14 protein-coding genes and 2 riboswitches are annotated in these 14,591 nt (G+C 39.5%); of the genes, 7 read left to right on the top strand and 7 right to left on the bottom strand.

The window, feature by feature from the left end; genetic code table 11:
* The first annotated feature begins 23 nt into the window (after positions 1-23).
* Together OZX59_RS06695 and OZX59_RS06690 are read left to right on the top strand one after the other, a co-directional pair.
* A complete protein-coding gene (locus tag OZX59_RS06695; RefSeq protein ID WP_277125470.1) occupies positions 24-1,643 on the top strand; it encodes an ABC transporter substrate-binding protein/permease in 1,620 nt (539 codons plus the stop codon).
* Between the two features lie 18 nt (positions 1,644-1,661).
* Positions 1,662-2,819, top strand: coding sequence for an ArgE/DapE family deacylase (locus OZX59_RS06690; protein ID WP_277125468.1), 1,158 nt, complete (start codon positions 1,662-1,664; stop codon positions 2,817-2,819).
* 8 nt (positions 2,820-2,827) lie between these two features.
* Here the strand turns inward: OZX59_RS06690 and OZX59_RS06685 are convergent, their stop codons facing one another.
* Positions 2,828-3,292, bottom strand: coding sequence for a YbhB/YbcL family Raf kinase inhibitor-like protein (locus OZX59_RS06685; protein WP_277125466.1), 465 nt, complete (start codon positions 3,290-3,292; stop codon positions 2,828-2,830).
* 110 nt (positions 3,293-3,402) lie between these two features.
* Positions 3,403-3,578, top strand: a riboswitch (Lysine riboswitch).
* 114 nt (positions 3,579-3,692) lie between these two features.
* Here OZX59_RS06685 and OZX59_RS06680 point away from each other — a divergent pair.
* Positions 3,693-5,312: an ABC transporter substrate-binding protein/permease gene (locus OZX59_RS06680; RefSeq protein ID WP_277125464.1), complete on the top strand. Its 1,620-nt coding sequence runs from the start codon at positions 3,693-3,695 to the stop codon at positions 5,310-5,312.
* Positions 5,312-6,061: an amino acid ABC transporter ATP-binding protein gene (locus OZX59_RS06675; RefSeq protein ID WP_277125463.1), complete on the top strand. Its 750-nt coding sequence runs from the start codon at positions 5,312-5,314 to the stop codon at positions 6,059-6,061. Before OZX59_RS06680 ends, OZX59_RS06675 begins: the two co-directional genes overlap by 1 nt.
* A gap of 46 nt (positions 6,062-6,107) precedes the next feature.
* Here the strand turns inward: OZX59_RS06675 and OZX59_RS06670 are convergent, their stop codons facing one another.
* Positions 6,108-6,479: a pyridoxamine 5'-phosphate oxidase family protein gene (locus tag OZX59_RS06670; protein WP_277125461.1), complete on the bottom strand. Its 372-nt coding sequence runs from the start codon at positions 6,477-6,479 to the stop codon at positions 6,108-6,110.
* Positions 6,480-6,628: 149 nt separating this feature from the next.
* Positions 6,629-6,717: riboswitch (TPP riboswitch) on the top strand.
* A gap of 60 nt (positions 6,718-6,777) precedes the next feature.
* Between OZX59_RS06670 and thiM the strand changes: the two genes are divergently transcribed.
* The 3 genes from thiM to thiE are packed head-to-tail and all read left to right on the top strand — an operon-like array spanning position 6,778 to position 9,056.
* Positions 6,778-7,566, top strand: coding sequence for a hydroxyethylthiazole kinase (gene thiM / locus OZX59_RS06665; protein ID WP_277125459.1), 789 nt, complete (start codon positions 6,778-6,780; stop codon positions 7,564-7,566).
* Positions 7,567-7,580: 14 nt separating this feature from the next.
* Entirely contained in the window at positions 7,581-8,390 is an 810-nt protein-coding gene (gene thiD, locus OZX59_RS06660; protein ID WP_277125457.1) for a bifunctional hydroxymethylpyrimidine kinase/phosphomethylpyrimidine kinase, read from the top strand.
* Positions 8,391-8,399: 9 nt separating this feature from the next.
* Positions 8,400-9,056 carry a thiamine phosphate synthase gene (thiE, locus tag OZX59_RS06655; protein WP_277125455.1) on the top strand — a complete coding sequence of 219 codons (657 nt, stop codon included), beginning with the start codon at positions 8,400-8,402 and terminating at the stop codon, positions 9,054-9,056.
* 60 nt (positions 9,057-9,116) lie between these two features.
* On the opposite strand, the gene OZX59_RS06650 is transcribed toward thiE, so the two are convergent.
* The 5 genes from OZX59_RS06650 to OZX59_RS06630 form a co-directional block, all read right to left on the bottom strand.
* Positions 9,117-9,539 (bottom strand): hypothetical protein, encoded by a 423-nt coding sequence (locus tag OZX59_RS06650; RefSeq protein WP_277125453.1) that lies wholly within the window; start codon positions 9,537-9,539, stop codon positions 9,117-9,119.
* Positions 9,520-9,747, bottom strand: coding sequence for a helix-turn-helix transcriptional regulator (locus tag OZX59_RS06645; protein WP_277125451.1), 228 nt, complete (start codon positions 9,745-9,747; stop codon positions 9,520-9,522). The genes OZX59_RS06650 and OZX59_RS06645 overlap by 20 nt, the downstream gene beginning before the upstream one ends.
* Before the next feature lie 167 nt (positions 9,748-9,914).
* Positions 9,915-11,726 carry an FAD-binding protein gene (locus OZX59_RS06640; RefSeq protein ID WP_277125449.1) on the bottom strand — a complete coding sequence of 604 codons (1,812 nt, stop codon included), beginning with the start codon at positions 11,724-11,726 and terminating at the stop codon, positions 9,915-9,917.
* A gap of 24 nt (positions 11,727-11,750) precedes the next feature.
* Positions 11,751-13,394 (bottom strand): FAD-binding protein, encoded by a 1,644-nt coding sequence (locus OZX59_RS06635; protein ID WP_277125446.1) that lies wholly within the window; start codon positions 13,392-13,394, stop codon positions 11,751-11,753.
* A gap of 34 nt (positions 13,395-13,428) precedes the next feature.
* Positions 13,429-14,550 carry an NAD(P)-dependent alcohol dehydrogenase gene (locus OZX59_RS06630; RefSeq protein WP_277125444.1) on the bottom strand — a complete coding sequence of 374 codons (1,122 nt, stop codon included), beginning with the start codon at positions 14,548-14,550 and terminating at the stop codon, positions 13,429-13,431.
* Positions 14,551-14,591: the final 41 nt, after the last annotated feature.

Raw genomic sequence — 14,591 nt, 5'->3', positions numbered from 1 at the left:
GAATTTTTTCGGAGGTTTTCAAAATGAAGTCAAAAAATAATGGGTTAATTGCAATGATTGCAGTTATTTTCAGCATAATATGCGGAACCATGGCGACTAACACGCAAACTATGGCTGCTAAAAAAGATGGCAATACCCTGACCGTAGCAATGGAAGCTAATTATTCGCCAAACAATTGGACACAAACGACCAGTTCTAATGGCGCCGTTCCAATCGAGGGTTCCAATACTTATGCTAACGGTTATGATGTCAAAGTTGCTAAGATCATCGGTAAAAAATTGCACCGCAAAGTGGTAGTTGCCAAAACCGAATGGGACGGTCTCTTGCCAGCTTTAACCAGTGGCAAAGCTGACCTAATTATTGCAGGTATGAGTCCTACGCCGCAAAGAGCCAAAGCCATTGATTTCTCCAAGCCATATTGGAGTGGTACCTTTGTGGTAATTACTAAAGTCAATAATCCTTATGCTAAAGCCAAAAAGCTGACCGATTTTAAAGGCGCCAAGCTAACTTCGCAACAAGGTACCTTTCACTACAAGCTGATTAATCAGTTAAAGGGTGCCAAAAAGCAGCCACCTATGCGTGATTTTTCCGCAATGCGTCAAAGTCTAATCTCTGGTACCATCGACGGTTATATTGCAGATTCAACAGAAGCCATTTCTTTTAAATTAGTTGATCCAGATATCAAAGCAGTGCCGCTTAACAATATGAAGGGTTTTCACCTCACGCAGGATCAAATGGTATCTTGTATCGGTGTTGCGAAAACCAATCAAAAATTACGCAAAGAAGTCAATCAAGTTCTCGCAACTATTTCAACTGCTAAACGAAAAAAGCTAATGACAGCTGCTATTAAGGAGCAGCCTAAAACCACCCATGCTAAAAAGGGCCAGTCTACTAAGCAGACAAATTGGCTGATTGCAATGCTTGACCAGTACGGCGGTATGCTCATCAACGGCATTGGCATGACCTTACTGCTGGCAGCAGTTGGCACAATCGCTGGCTTCTTCATCGGTCTGCTTGTCGGTATCATTAGAACTATTCCGATACCCAAAAAGCGGTCTAAAAGATGGGGTCTAAAATTGCTTGACTGGCTACTGGCCGTTTATATTGAAGTCTTTCGTGGTACGCCGATGATGGTTCAGGCAGCAGTAATCTATTATGGCATTGCACAGTTTTGGCATTTAAATATTGATCGAACAGTAGCAGCACTACTGATTGTTTCTATTAATACTGGCGCCTATTTAGCCGAAATTATTCGCGGCGGGATCACTTCTACACCGCAAGGACAATTTGAAGCCGCTAGTGCCTTAGGCATGACTCATAGTCAAAAGATGTGGCATATTATCTTGCCGCAGGCTATTAAAAATTGCTTGCCGTCAATCACCAACGAATTCATCGTTAACATCAAAGATACTTCTGTTTTGAGTATTATCTCTGTTTCCGAGCTATTCTTTGTTGGTTCCACCATTGCCAGTCAGACCTTTAAGTTTTTCCCGACCTACCTCACCATTTCAGCCATCTACTTAATCCTGACCTTCACTATTACCAGAATTTTTAATTTAATTGAAAAGCGCCTTAATGGTAAGCAAAATTACAATCTAATGGCTAACCAAGTGCAAGTTGGCCAAACCCAATCACATAATTAATTAAGAGGAGTAACCAAAATGAATCAGCAACAACAAATCAAGCTATTACAGCACTTAATCCAAATCCCTACGATTGATGACCATGAAAAGCAGGTCGTTGACTACGTAGCCAGTCTGTTTGCCCCCTATGGCGAACGTGTTCGGTTCACTCGGATTCCTTATCAAGGAGATCGTGAAAGTGCGGTAATTTCAATTGGACCAACAGATGGTAATTTCAAGTTAGGCTTTTCCGGTCATATGGACGTAGTTAACTTGGGCAATCCTGCTGCTTGGCATGATGATCCTTTTTCTGGGAAATTATACGATCATGATACTAAAATCTATGGACGCGGCACTACCGATATGAAGAGCGGACTAGCAGGAATGATCAGTACTCTGCTAACTTTACTTGAAGAAAACGTACCTTTAAGCGGTGAATTACGCTTGTTAATGTCAGTTGGTGAAGAAACTGGTCAATGGGGTTCAGAGGAATTAACTAAACAAGGCTATGTCGATGATTTAGATGTTTTAATCATTGGTGAAGATACCACCGATCTCAATATCTCTTATGCTAGCAATGGCGATATTGACTATACTGTCACTTCTCAAGGTGCAGTTGCCAGGACTGATCAAGTTGGCGTCTTAAATGCCATTGATAATATGTATGATTTTATCAACTTGGCAAATCAAAAATTACGAAATTTACCACGCGTCGATCCAAAAATGGGGCCTGTAATCCACAATATCACCATGATTTCTGGTGGTGACCAGATTAACAATATGCCCAGCAAAGTCACTGCTCGGGGAAATATTCGGATCAATCCGTTATACACCGTCGCAGATATTCAGGCAGTTTTAACAGACGTTCTAAATGAAATAAATCAATTGCCGCGACACCAATTTACGCTGCAATACGATTACCTCGGTGAGCCCGTCATGGGAGATAAACATAACGAGTATCTCTTAGCCGCCCAAGAAATGATGAGTGACATTGTTGGTCATCGCGTCAAACTAGTAACTGAATCAGGTACAACTGATGCTTCTAAATTTAGCCAGAGTCCTACCCCACCAGTTATGCTAGTAGCGGGACCTGGTAATGCTTCAGCACACAAAGTTAACGAATACGTTGATGTTGCAGAATACTTATCAGCTTGCGAATTTTATGAAAGATTTGCCAGAAAATATTTGACTAAATAAATAATTATTCATCGTTTAAAACTACCAGTTAACTGCCCTGCTTGAATAATTTTACCCTGACTTGCCTTGAAAAATTGACGCTTATTAGCACTAGTAGGTAAATCCAAATATTCCGCTAAAGAATAAACAGTAAATCGATAATCATGTTTTTGACCACGCGGCGGCTTGGGACCTGCATACTGATGCCAACCATATGCTCGTCCCTGTACCGCTTTAATATTTGCGACTCTTTTGCCAGCAGGTATCTTACCTGCAATAATTGTTGTTGCTGGTATATTCCAAATTACCCAATGGGTAAAATTATGAATCAATGGATGACTTAAATCCTCTAAAATAATTGCAATGCTTTTAGCATGTGGATCTAAATTTTTGAGGATAAATTCAGGTGATTCGTTTTGTCCCAATTTGGTATTAAGTAATTTAAAACGATGATCAGAACCAATTGCTGAACAAGTAAATAATAATTTATTCATTAGTATTCTCCTAAGTTTCCACTTTCAAGGCTCATTATAATGCTTTTTTAAAGAAAAAGATTGACAAAGCTGATTTTCTCAACTATTATTTTCATTAATTAAATAATTTCCAATGCAATAGAGGTCGCGTCAATTACGAATTTAGTCTGAGTGAGCAAACACGAAGAAGGCTAATGTAAGAATTGTCGCCGAAACGAAAAGATTATTTGCTGCAATGTTTTCGTTGGGACGCAAGAGCATATCTTGCGGACTGTCCCGGTTTTCCCCGGGGAGCGCTATCTGATTTATCTATAATAATGATTGATTATTACCTCGTTGTCTGGCTTAGATAACGAGGTTTTTATTTACGCTTTTTTATTGTATTGGCTTACGTTTGAAACTATTTACGGAGGTTTTCAAAGTGAAGTCAAAAAATAAGTGGTTAGCAGTCCTATTTGCTGGACTGTTAAGTTTAGCAATTGGTTTGAACAGTAATCTCGATCAAACTGTAGCTAAAAAAGACACTAATACCTTGAAGGTGGCCATGGAGGCAAATTATCAGCCTTACAACTGGACCCAAACCACTAAGGCTAACGGTGCAGTACCAATCAATGGTTCAAGTGCTTACGCTAACGGTTATGATGTCAAAATTGCGAAAATCATCGGTAAACAATTACACCGCAAAGTTGAAGTGGTTAAAACCGAATGGGACGGTCTTTTGCCCGCTTTAACTAGTGGTAAAGCTGACTTGATCATCGCCGGCATGAGTCCAACCCCACAGCGTGAAAAAGCGATTAATTTTTCTAAGCCATATAAACGCAGCACTTTCGTTGTAATTACTAAAATCAACAGTAAATATGCTAACGCTAAAAGTTTAAACGACTTTAAAGGCGCCAAGTTAACTGCACAGCAAGGAACCTTCCACTACCAATTAATCAAGCAATTAAAGGGGGCTAAGAGACAACCAGCAATGCGTGACTTCGCAGCTATGCGGCAGAGCTTAATCTCTGGAACAATCGATGGCTATGTAGCAGAAGACACTGAATCGACCTCTTTCAAGCTAGTCGATCCTGATATTAAGGCAATCGCTGTCAGCAAAATGGCGGGTTTCCACGCAACTAAAGACGAATCAATTACTTCGATTGGGATTGCTAAGCCTAATAAAAAGCTGCTCAAAGACGTTAACCGCATTTTAGCAACTATTCCAGAAGCTAAAAGAACCAAGTTGATGAATGAGGCCGTTAAACAGCAACCTAAGAGTGATAAGTCTTCCAAGAAAGGGAAACAAACAAACTGGTTCGTCTCCATGTGGCAAGAATACGGTGGCATGATTCTGAACGGAATTGGCATGACCTTGCTACTAGCTTCAGTCGGAACCATTGCTGGCTTCTTCATCGGTCTATTAGTAGGTATCATTAGAACTATCCCAACTCCAAAGTCACGACCAAAAAGATGGGGATTGAAATTTGTTGATTGGTTGCTTGCAGTCTATATCGAAATCTTTCGGGGTACTCCAATGATGGTGCAAGCTGCCGTTATCTACTATGGTATCGCCCAATTTTGGCACCTGAGCATTGACCGAACAGTTGCCGCATTAATTATTGTTTCTATTAATACTGGTGCCTACTTAGCTGAGATTATTCGCGGTGGGATTACTTCTACACCTGAGGGACAATTCGAAGCTGCTAGTGCACTGGGAATGACACACAACCAAAGAATGTGGCACATTATTTTACCGCAAGCAATCAAGAATTGTTTACCATCAATTACCAATGAATTTATCGTTAATATCAAGGATACCTCAGTCTTGAGTATCATCTCGGTTTCGGAATTATTCTTCGTTGGTACCACAATTGCCAGTCAAACTTTCAAGTTCTTCCCAACTTACCTGACCATTTCAGCAATTTACCTAATCTTAACGTTCACAATTACCAGAATTTTCAACTTGATTGAAAAACGCTTGGCAGGAAGCAAGAACTATAATCTAATGGCTAATCAAGTACAGGTCGGAACTAATAATGAAACAGAGGTCAAGAAATAATGACACAAGCAAACGAAACCATTTTAAGTTTAAAGCATATTAAGAAATCCTTCGGCAATCATGAAGTGTTACGTGATATCTCCTTTGACATCAATAAAGGCGAAATCGCAACGATTATCGGCCCTTCCGGTGGTGGTAAATCAACTACCTTGCGGTGCATCAACTTACTAGAGGAGCCGAGTGCTGGTGAAATCGATTTTCACGGCAAAAATGTCCTAGCAGAAAACTATAATCGCAACATTTATCGGGCTAAAGTGGGGATGGTTTTCCAACAATTTGATTTATTTGAAAATAAAAATGTCTTAGCTAATTGCATGGTAGGTCAAGAGTTAGTCCTTAAAAGATCAAAAGAAGAGGCTAAACAAATTGCCTTAGCTAATTTGGAAAAAGTCGGCATGGCAGAATACGTTGATGCTAGACCCAACCAATTATCCGGCGGTCAGCAACAACGAGTAGCTATCGCCCGAGCCATTTCCATGGATCCTGAGATTTTATTATTTGATGAACCAACTTCAGCTCTTGATCCCGAGATGGTTGGAGAAGTTTTAAGTGTAATGAAGAACTTAGCCACAACAGGTTTAACGATGATTATCGTAACCCACGAAATGGCCTTTGCCCGCGACGTAGCCGATCAAGTCTTGTTCATCAGCGACGGTATCATCACAGAAGAAGGCAGCCCTGACCAGCTCTTTAATCATCCTCAAAATGACAAAACTACCAAGTTTTTGCGTAATTTCCAAAATAATTAAGCATCAAAAAAGCATCCTTATTGAATTAGGATGCTTTTTAAGTTAGCTAGATTTTTTGTTCAATGCGGTCAATTTTTACCTCAAGAATTTTTCTTAGCCAAGGAAATTTAGCTTTTAATTGGTCATAATACTTGCCCTCAGCATGGAACTTACCTGTACCATAAATGTAAAAGCCAGCACCTGGACCTGCTGTCCCCTCAACTTCCTTACTACCAACCGTGATCACTACATGGTTATCTTCAGCAAAGTCAGCTTCGATACTATGCATTCCAGCTGCTGGTAAATATAGTTGGTTATCTTCCTGATCAATTGTAATGTATGACATCCAAGTATTAACGATTCCCGCTGGCTGGGCGTTAAGGGCAATAATCGTCGCCGGGCCCTCATGCTTCATTACTTCTAAAAATTTCTGATCCATTTGTAATCCCCTTTGCTTAATAAAAATGTATTCCTAGCATAGTGCTAAATTTAACTACTTTCAATTTATTAGCTCCTGGCATGATCAGACTAATCTTATTTAAATGAGATTATTATTGTATTCTCTACCAAAAGCCGCTATAATGATGGCAACAACACGAGGGGTGCTGATAAGCTGAGATTAAACCCTTTGAACCTGTAAGTTAACACTTACGCTAGGAACGTGTCACTCTAATTGAGCTTTGGCACCCAACGTGCCAAGGCTTTTTATTATTACCGAATTTAACGGAGAGAATATTATGCAATTAGAATTATTAGAGCAATTACGGGTAGCTAACCCAGTTATTTTAAATGAAAGCAACTTTGTAACCGTCCAAGACGTTGCCAATGGTTTAAATGCACTCGGAGCCTCACCAATTATGAGCAAAGAAATTAATGAGACTACCGAAATGGTCAAGATGGCTAATGCAGTGCAGATCAACTTAGGTACTATGACGCAAACAGAACTTGCTCATATGCTAAAAATGGGACAATTGGCTGAGCAGCAGCACAAACCAATTGTACTAGATCCAGTTGCTATTGGTGCCGTTAATTATCGTCTTGAAGCTGCAGAACAACTGCTAAAAGAATTTCAAGTAAATATTATCCGCGGCAATGCTGGCGAAATTGCCGCCTTGGGCAACTTTAATTGGCAAGCTAAGGGCATCGACGCCGGTTCTGGTACAGGAGACTTAGACGAAATCACTAAGCAAGTTGCTCAAAAATATCACTGCGTAGTCATTACCAGTGGCGCTGTTGACACGATTAGTGATGGTCAACAAATCGCTCACGTTTATAATGGTAGTCCACTCTTCCAAGCCCACGTTGGTTCTGGCGACATGCTATCTAGCATTGTTGCAGCTTTTGCGGCGGTATGTGACAACCTCTTTGAAGCAGCCGAGACTGCTACACTAGTTTTTTCTGCCACGGGAGAATTACTAGTTAACCAACAATCCGATCTCGGACCCGGAACTTTTGGCATTAAATTAATTGATGCTTTAGCTAAAGTGCAGGTTCCCGACCTAGTAAAAATTGCTAAATTTGATTAAGAAAGGTAAATATTATGGTAGAAAAAATTAATTCATTTCCCCAAGTACTAACGATTGCAGGTACAGATTCGAGTGGCGGGGCAGGTGTTATGGCAGACTTAAAAACCTTTCAAATGCAACAAGTTTTTGGCACCGCGGTAATTGTAGCCGTTACTGCTCAAAACACTTTAGGCGTACAAGCTACCCATCTCTTACCATTAGAAATGATCGACGCACAGTGTGCAGCTTTAGCTGATGATTTAGATATTCGCGCCTGCAAAACTGGTATGCTAGGCGATGCCGAACATGTTCACCAAGTTGCAGTAAACTTACAAAAATACGACTTCGGCCCAGTTACCGTTGATCCAGTAATGGTAGCTAAAGGCGGTGCCCAACTACTAAGCGATGAAGCTGTTGAAACAGTCAAAAAAGAACTATTGCCATTAGCCACCTTAGTAACGCCTAACTTACCTGAAGCAGAGGTTTTAACTAGGATGAAAATCACTAGTGAACAACAATATCCTGATGTAGCCCATACTTTACAAGATATGGGCGTTAAGAACGTCATCATCAAGGGCGGTCACATGGACAATGAAGATGTGCGTGACTATACTTTGCTGGCAGACGGCTCTAGCTTTTGGACTAGTAGCAAGCGCACCCATACCAAGCGCACTCACGGAACTGGTGATACCCTAGCTGCTGCCATTACTTCCCAGTTAGCCTTAGGCCAAGACCTAACTAATGCAATTAAAATAGCCAAGAAGTATGTCACAGCAACTATCGAGCACACGATCCAAGTAGGCCACGATCATGGCCCACTTAATCATTGGGCCAAACAATTTTAGGAGTATTTCATGAAAAAGTTTAATTCTAACATTTTACAAGCCTATTTTATTTGCGGCAGTCAAGATATTCCACAAGGACAAAGTCTAATTAAGATAGTTGAAACGGCATTAAAATCCGGCATCACTGCCTTTCAGTTTCGTGATAAAGGTACTAATTCGACCTTAAAGGAAGCTGAGCGTTTACCAATGGCCCAACATTTGCATGAGCTTTGTCAGGCATATCAAGTACCATTCTTTATAGATGACGATCTTGCATTAGCTAAAAAAGTTAATGCAGAAGGAATTCATGTCGGTCAAAGTGATACTGCGATTGAGCAAGTAATCTCTGAAGTAGCTGAACAGATGATCGTAGGCTATTCTTGTTCCAACTCCACTCAAATTAAGCAAGCTAACCAAATTGCTGGTATCGATTATTACGGTAGCGGCCCCATCTTTGCCACTACATCCAAAAGTGATGCTGACCCAGAAATTGGCGTTGCCGGTTTAGCCACGCTAGTCAATGAAAGTACCCGGCCGATTGTGGCAATTGGCGGTATTAAAGAAACGGATTTGACTGCCATTGCCCAGACTGGTGCAGCTGGTGCAGCCGTTATTTCAATGATTGCCCAAAGTAATAATATTGCCAAAACTGTTGCCACAATGAACAATGCGCCTTGGCACAAGTAATGCAAAACATAAAAACTTCCAGTTGTTGATTACTTCTGGAAGTTTTTTTAATTAAACGAATTAATTTTTTCGATCTTCAATGATTCCAAAAATAATTTGTAAAATCATACTAACATTCCAATAAAAAATTGACATAGCTACTATTACTATAAATGTTTCGACTTTAAAATTAGCATATAACAAGGCGAAGATAACAGCCACTATTAACACAATATTGTTCAACCACTTAAGTACACGCGCATCAGCAACGTTACTAACATATCGATCACGTTCATCATCTTCAAATTCATCTCTGTGACCCTTTTTAATATCTTGGGCGTTAATATGATAGCCAAGGGCTATGAAGAAACCAAGCGCCGCCAAAATAAGATCTTTTAGCTCATGACCCCAACCATTACTAAAAAAGATGGCTGCTAATTCGATTAAGCCCAGTAATAAAAAGAATACTTCGCAAATAGCATTTTTAATTAGTTTCTTCCTCATTTTCTTCTCCCAAATAATCCTGTAAGCAAAAGAGTTCTTCAACACTAAGCTTGAAAATACGAGCAAGTTTATATGCCAACACTAATGATGGCTTATATTTTCCTTTTTCAATCGAAATAATTGTTCGACTACTCACATTAACCTTTTCTGCCAATTCTTCTTGAGTTAAATTATATTCTAATCGTAGTTTTTTTACTAAATTTGGCATCGTTTCACCTTATTTAATCACATATATGAAGCTCACTTCATGCTATAAAAATCGAAATAAAAAGTCAAGTTATATAATGGGTTTTAAAAATTCAAAATTACTTTATTTAAGATTAAAAAAAGTCCTGATAGCAATTAAACTACCAGGACTTTTTAGTCTAGAAACTTTTATTTAATTTTACTTAGAGCATCTTTAACGGCCGCTTTTAAGCCTCTTGTGGTGTTAGATGCACCAGAAACGGCATCAACATCAACTGTATTAGCTTTAACCATCGCTTGTGGCAATTCCTTGATCGCCTTAAGCCCGTAATCATCTGATTCCGCTTGTTTTAAGACTTCAACATTTTTGATATTCTTTTGCTGATCCACAGTTACGCGAACCACAATTTCATCACCCATACCTTGATCAGATTTGCCTAAGTATTGATTAGGACCAACAGCATACTTTTCTGATTTAAGATCTGAAGATAGTGGTTGATGACCAATATGCTGTTCATGATCTGCTGTTTCTGCAGAAATATCTTCAACATCATCTTTAGGATGAGCCGCATTTTGACCAGCAATCTTACCAAAGATTAAACAATCAGCTAAGTCAGAGCCACCTTGGTATAGATTAGCCATATTACTACCCAATTCTCCTGCACCATACAAATGCGGAATTGGCTGATGATCAGGATCAAGTATCTCAGCCCGTGCGTTACGTCTTGGTCCAGCCTCAGACCAACCAATAGTTTGCACCAATGGCGTAGCATAATATGGACCAGTAGCAGAAAACTCTGTTAAAGTTTCAGGTGCGCGATGAAAGGCATAATCAGTGCCCTTTTGCGCAAAGAAGTTAAACTCATCAATAGTAGTTTGTAACTTTTCAGCAGTAACCCCCATTTTGTCGGCTAATTCCGCCACAGTATCAGCCTTAATTACCGAGTTTAATGCCTTATTATCAGGGAAGTCTTTCAATTCACTAATCTTATCGTATTGCTTTTGATCAAATACAAAGTATGGCTTAATCGGATTAAGTGGCTTGTACCAAGAACCATGATTTTCAACATAGCCTTCACGAGCTGCTTGATCTTCTTTGAAATAACGTGTACCATCATCACCAACTGTAAAAATACTACCAGTATAAAAGACTGGATTACCCATATAAAATGGCGCACGCTTCATCCCTGGTTCATAAAAGGCAAAGCTCTGTTGCATCCCCCCAGCAGCATACATTGACATATGCCACATATCAGCACCCGCTTCATGGGCTAAATCGATTCCTTTACCTTGATTATAAAGTGTCCCTAAAGGAATTAATTTATAAGAACCAATGTAATCTTGAATTTTCTCTGGATTGTTTTCAATTCCACCAGTTGCTAAAACAACGCCGTTCTTAGCATAAATATTTAATAAAACATGATCGCGCTCAATTTGTGCTCCTACCACTTTACCATTAGGTGTCTGCAGTAAGTGTTCAACTGGCGAAGAATACCACACATCAATGTTATCACTTCGGTCAATTACGTTTTGGCGCAAAACATTCCAAAGTGAAGCGTTAAAAATTCCCGGTTTAAGTGTAATCATGTCATAACTCTTCGCACCCGGAAGATCAGGATGATCGGCATCAATTGCATCATCTGGTAGCCCCAAAATTGTCTTATAGCTAACTGGCTGGTCAACACCTAAATATTTTTTGAAGTATTCCTTCATGTGGGTTATTCCATGAACGACTGTTGTTTCGACTTCAGAATCAAGTTCGAAATGTTGCGCTAAACCTTCATAATATTTACGGTAGTCAGCTTCGCTGCTGCTATAACCGACTAATTCAGCAGCATATCTAGTATTACCACCTTCATGGCCTTCCGGAGCGGAATCTACCAATAAGACTTTAGCTCCATCATCTGCGGCAAAGCGAGCAGCTGTCGCTCCAGCTCCCCCAAATCCTAGCACAACTACGTCATAACTAGCATCATAATAAGTGTTTTTATTAACTATCATTATTTATAATCTCCCATAGTAAAATTATTCTTTAGCATATTCAGCAGCATTTTGTCCAGCAATTCTGCCAAATACTGTACAAACTGTTAACATCGTTCCAGTTGCAGGATAGGTATGAACAAATAATTGCCCACTCGCAGCCTCTCCTGCAGCATATACACCAGCAATCGGCTGATTACTAGTATCTAAAACTTGTGCATCAGGTGTGATCTTCAAGCCACCAAAGCCAGCTACTGTTGTCGGATAGCCCTCTATCACATAATAAGGACCATCACTAGCAACCGGAACAATATCATCCCTGCCAAAATCAGCATCGCCATTTGTCGCAGCTGCATTATAATCGGCAACAGTTCTTTGCAATGTTTGCAAATCACTCCCAATTAGTTTTGCAACTTCTTGCAATGAAGCACATTTTTTGGCTTCTGGCATTTGACTTGCAGCATCATACGAAGCATTATTTTGGTCAAAAATCCAGAAAAACTTATTACCAGCAGATTTTTTGGCATCATTATACATTAATGAATAATGTTGACCTTCTTTAGTAAATCTTTTACCCAAATTATTAACAGCTAAAGCCTTACCTGTAATAATCAATCCATTGGCACCACCATCAACACTCAAGTAATTAGCAGTCACAATACCCATGACACCATCTTTAAACTCTGTTGCTGCATGTAAATTACTAGTAATATCAATATAATCTGCATTATCATACGGGGTTGAAAGCGATCTAGTTCCTTGAGCACTAGGGGCATACTTGTCACGTACCGTTTGCGAGCCATCAAAACCACCAACTGCAATAACAACAGCTTTGCAGTTAATATCATAATCAGCGTATTTACCGCTAGTAGCTATACCACTAACTTGCCCATTTTCGGTTTTAATTTTTTCATGAGTTTGATCATAAATAATAGGTATTTCCAGCTCTCTAACACGCTTAATGACCGGACCCATAATTGCAACAGGTCCTTTTTCAAGGTTAACATGAGTTTTCGGCTTTTTCGAAATACCTAGCGGCATTGCCGTGAATTCTACCCCATATTTATCAGCATAATAATCAACAGCCGAACCAGAATTTTCAGCAACTTCTTTGATTAAATCATGATCAATCTTTCCGCCTTCTTTAGCAGCAAAGTCCTCATAAAATTTAACCAGACCAGCTGGATCGTTCTCCTCTTCTTTGTTAAATTTACTTCCTGTTGCATACATAAAACCACCAGAAACTACTGAATTGCCTCCAAGACGGCCGGTTTTTTCTATTAAAACAACATCTGCACCAGCTTCTTTGGCGGTAATTGCAGCATCTAAACCAGCAAGACCAGTTCCTAATACTGCTACATCTGTCGTAATATTATGTTGTTGCTTAGTAATCTGTTCTTTGGCAGTAAATTCAGTTGCTGTAGCGCCAGCTTGGGATAAGGCAGATCGAGCTGCCTTAAGTATTCCATTAGAAGTAAAAGTTGCTCCTGTAATTGCATCTACCGCAGTCGATTGATTATCAATTATTTTTTGCGGTATTATTTTCAATGCATTTTCTGAAAGTAAAGCTGTTTCATGTTCATCAGTTACTTCAACTTGAGATATTTTTTCATCTTCTAAAGTTACAGCCACAGTAATCTTGGCATTATGACCTTGAGCTGTACCTGTGTAAGTTCCATTTTCAACCATTAATATTGACTCCTTATCTGCTTTATTATTAAAGTTAAGCTTGGTATTGCTCATCAAAAACAATAATAGGTTTAATTGTCGTTCCAGCTAAAGAATCTGCAATTGCTTGGTTAATCTGCGCTGGCTTATAAAACTTAGCAATTTTGTCAATTGGGAACTTGCCTGCACGATAAAGATCAATCATTTCTGGAATGAATTCTTGCGGTACCGAATCACCCTCAATAATTCCTGTAACAGTCTTAGAAAAAGTCAAAATATCAATCATTGGATTAATTTTATCAATCGTCTTCGTCCCCATTGCTACAACCGCAAACTGCCCTTTAATCGTTAATGCTGCAAGACCGGCTTTCATTACTTCAGGTTCTCCAGTTGTATCGACAGCATAATTTAAACCTGCAGAGCCAACAATACGGTTAATTTCTTCAACTATGTCTACCTTCTGATTATTAATAACATCAGTAGCACCAAACTTCTTAGCCATTGCTAAACGCTCATCATATTGATCAACAGCAATTATATGCTTGCAACCAGAAACTGCTGCACCCATAATTGCAGCAAGACCAACTGAACCAGCTCCTAATACTACTAAGTTAGAGTGGACTTCTGGCTTTAACGCATTCAAAACCGTTCCAGCGCCTGTCATATAACCACAACCTAAAGGGCCAGCCAGACGTAAATTCAAGTCTTCAGGTACTTTTACCAAGTTATTAACATTAGCAACCATATGATCAGCAAATGAAGATTGTCCAAAGAAATTACCTACGTTTTGGTTATCTTGGGTATGCAAACGATAAGTACCATCACGCATTGGACCACCGCTTGTATTAAGCTGGTTAAAATTCTCACAAGATCCCGGCAAACCATTACGACAAAACTTGCAAGTTCCATCATAAGCAAAACCAACGGCAACATGGTCACCTTTTTTAAAAGTTGTCACATTAGGACCTACCGCTTCAACAATTCCGGCACCCTCGTGACCAAGTACTGTTGGTATACCACCAGCAAAGCCACTCGCCTGGAACTCAATATCGCTATGACAAATTCCCGAGGCAACCGTTTTGATTAGAACCTCATCTTTCTTTGGCTCATCTAAGACCAACTCTTCTAATTCTAATTTTTGCCCTGCCTCATTTAAAACTGCTGCATTAATTTTCATGCTAATATACCTCTTTAACATTTAAGATTGTTATTTAATTC

Source organism: Lactobacillus sp. ESL0681 (genome assembly GCF_029392835.1).
Taxonomy (GTDB): Bacteria; Bacillota; Bacilli; order Lactobacillales; family Lactobacillaceae; genus Lactobacillus.
The sequence above is the reverse complement of the archived record's forward strand: the minus strand, read 5'-3'. Positions and strand labels throughout refer to the sequence as shown.

What these genes read in the sequence shown, in the direction of transcription:
- OZX59_RS06650 (WP_277125453.1), bottom strand. Translation starts at nt 9,539, where the DNA reads ATGAGGAAGAAACTAATTAAAAATGCTATTTGCGAAGTATTCTTTTTA.
- OZX59_RS06630 (WP_277125444.1), bottom strand. Translation starts at nt 14,550, where the DNA reads ATGAAAATTAATGCAGCAGTTTTAAATGAGGCAGGGCAAAAATTAGAA.
- OZX59_RS06670 (WP_277125461.1), bottom strand. Translation starts at nt 6,479, where the DNA reads ATGGATCAGAAATTTTTAGAAGTAATGAAGCATGAGGGCCCGGCGACG.
- thiM (WP_277125459.1), top strand. Translation starts at nt 6,778, where the DNA reads ATGCAATTAGAATTATTAGAGCAATTACGGGTAGCTAACCCAGTTATT.
- OZX59_RS06635 (WP_277125446.1), bottom strand. Translation starts at nt 13,394, where the DNA reads ATGGTTGAAAATGGAACTTACACAGGTACAGCTCAAGGTCATAATGCC.
- OZX59_RS06645 (WP_277125451.1), bottom strand. Translation starts at nt 9,747, where the DNA reads ATGCCAAATTTAGTAAAAAAACTACGATTAGAATATAATTTAACTCAA.
- OZX59_RS06695 (WP_277125470.1), top strand. Translation starts at nt 24, where the DNA reads ATGAAGTCAAAAAATAATGGGTTAATTGCAATGATTGCAGTTATTTTC.
- thiD (WP_277125457.1), top strand. Translation starts at nt 7,581, where the DNA reads ATGGTAGAAAAAATTAATTCATTTCCCCAAGTACTAACGATTGCAGGT.
- OZX59_RS06690 (WP_277125468.1), top strand. Translation starts at nt 1,662, where the DNA reads ATGAATCAGCAACAACAAATCAAGCTATTACAGCACTTAATCCAAATC.
- OZX59_RS06685 (WP_277125466.1), bottom strand. Translation starts at nt 3,292, where the DNA reads ATGAATAAATTATTATTTACTTGTTCAGCAATTGGTTCTGATCATCGT.
- OZX59_RS06640 (WP_277125449.1), bottom strand. Translation starts at nt 11,726, where the DNA reads ATGATAGTTAATAAAAACACTTATTATGATGCTAGTTATGACGTAGTT.
- OZX59_RS06675 (WP_277125463.1), top strand. Translation starts at nt 5,312, where the DNA reads ATGACACAAGCAAACGAAACCATTTTAAGTTTAAAGCATATTAAGAAA.
- thiE (WP_277125455.1), top strand. Translation starts at nt 8,400, where the DNA reads ATGAAAAAGTTTAATTCTAACATTTTACAAGCCTATTTTATTTGCGGC.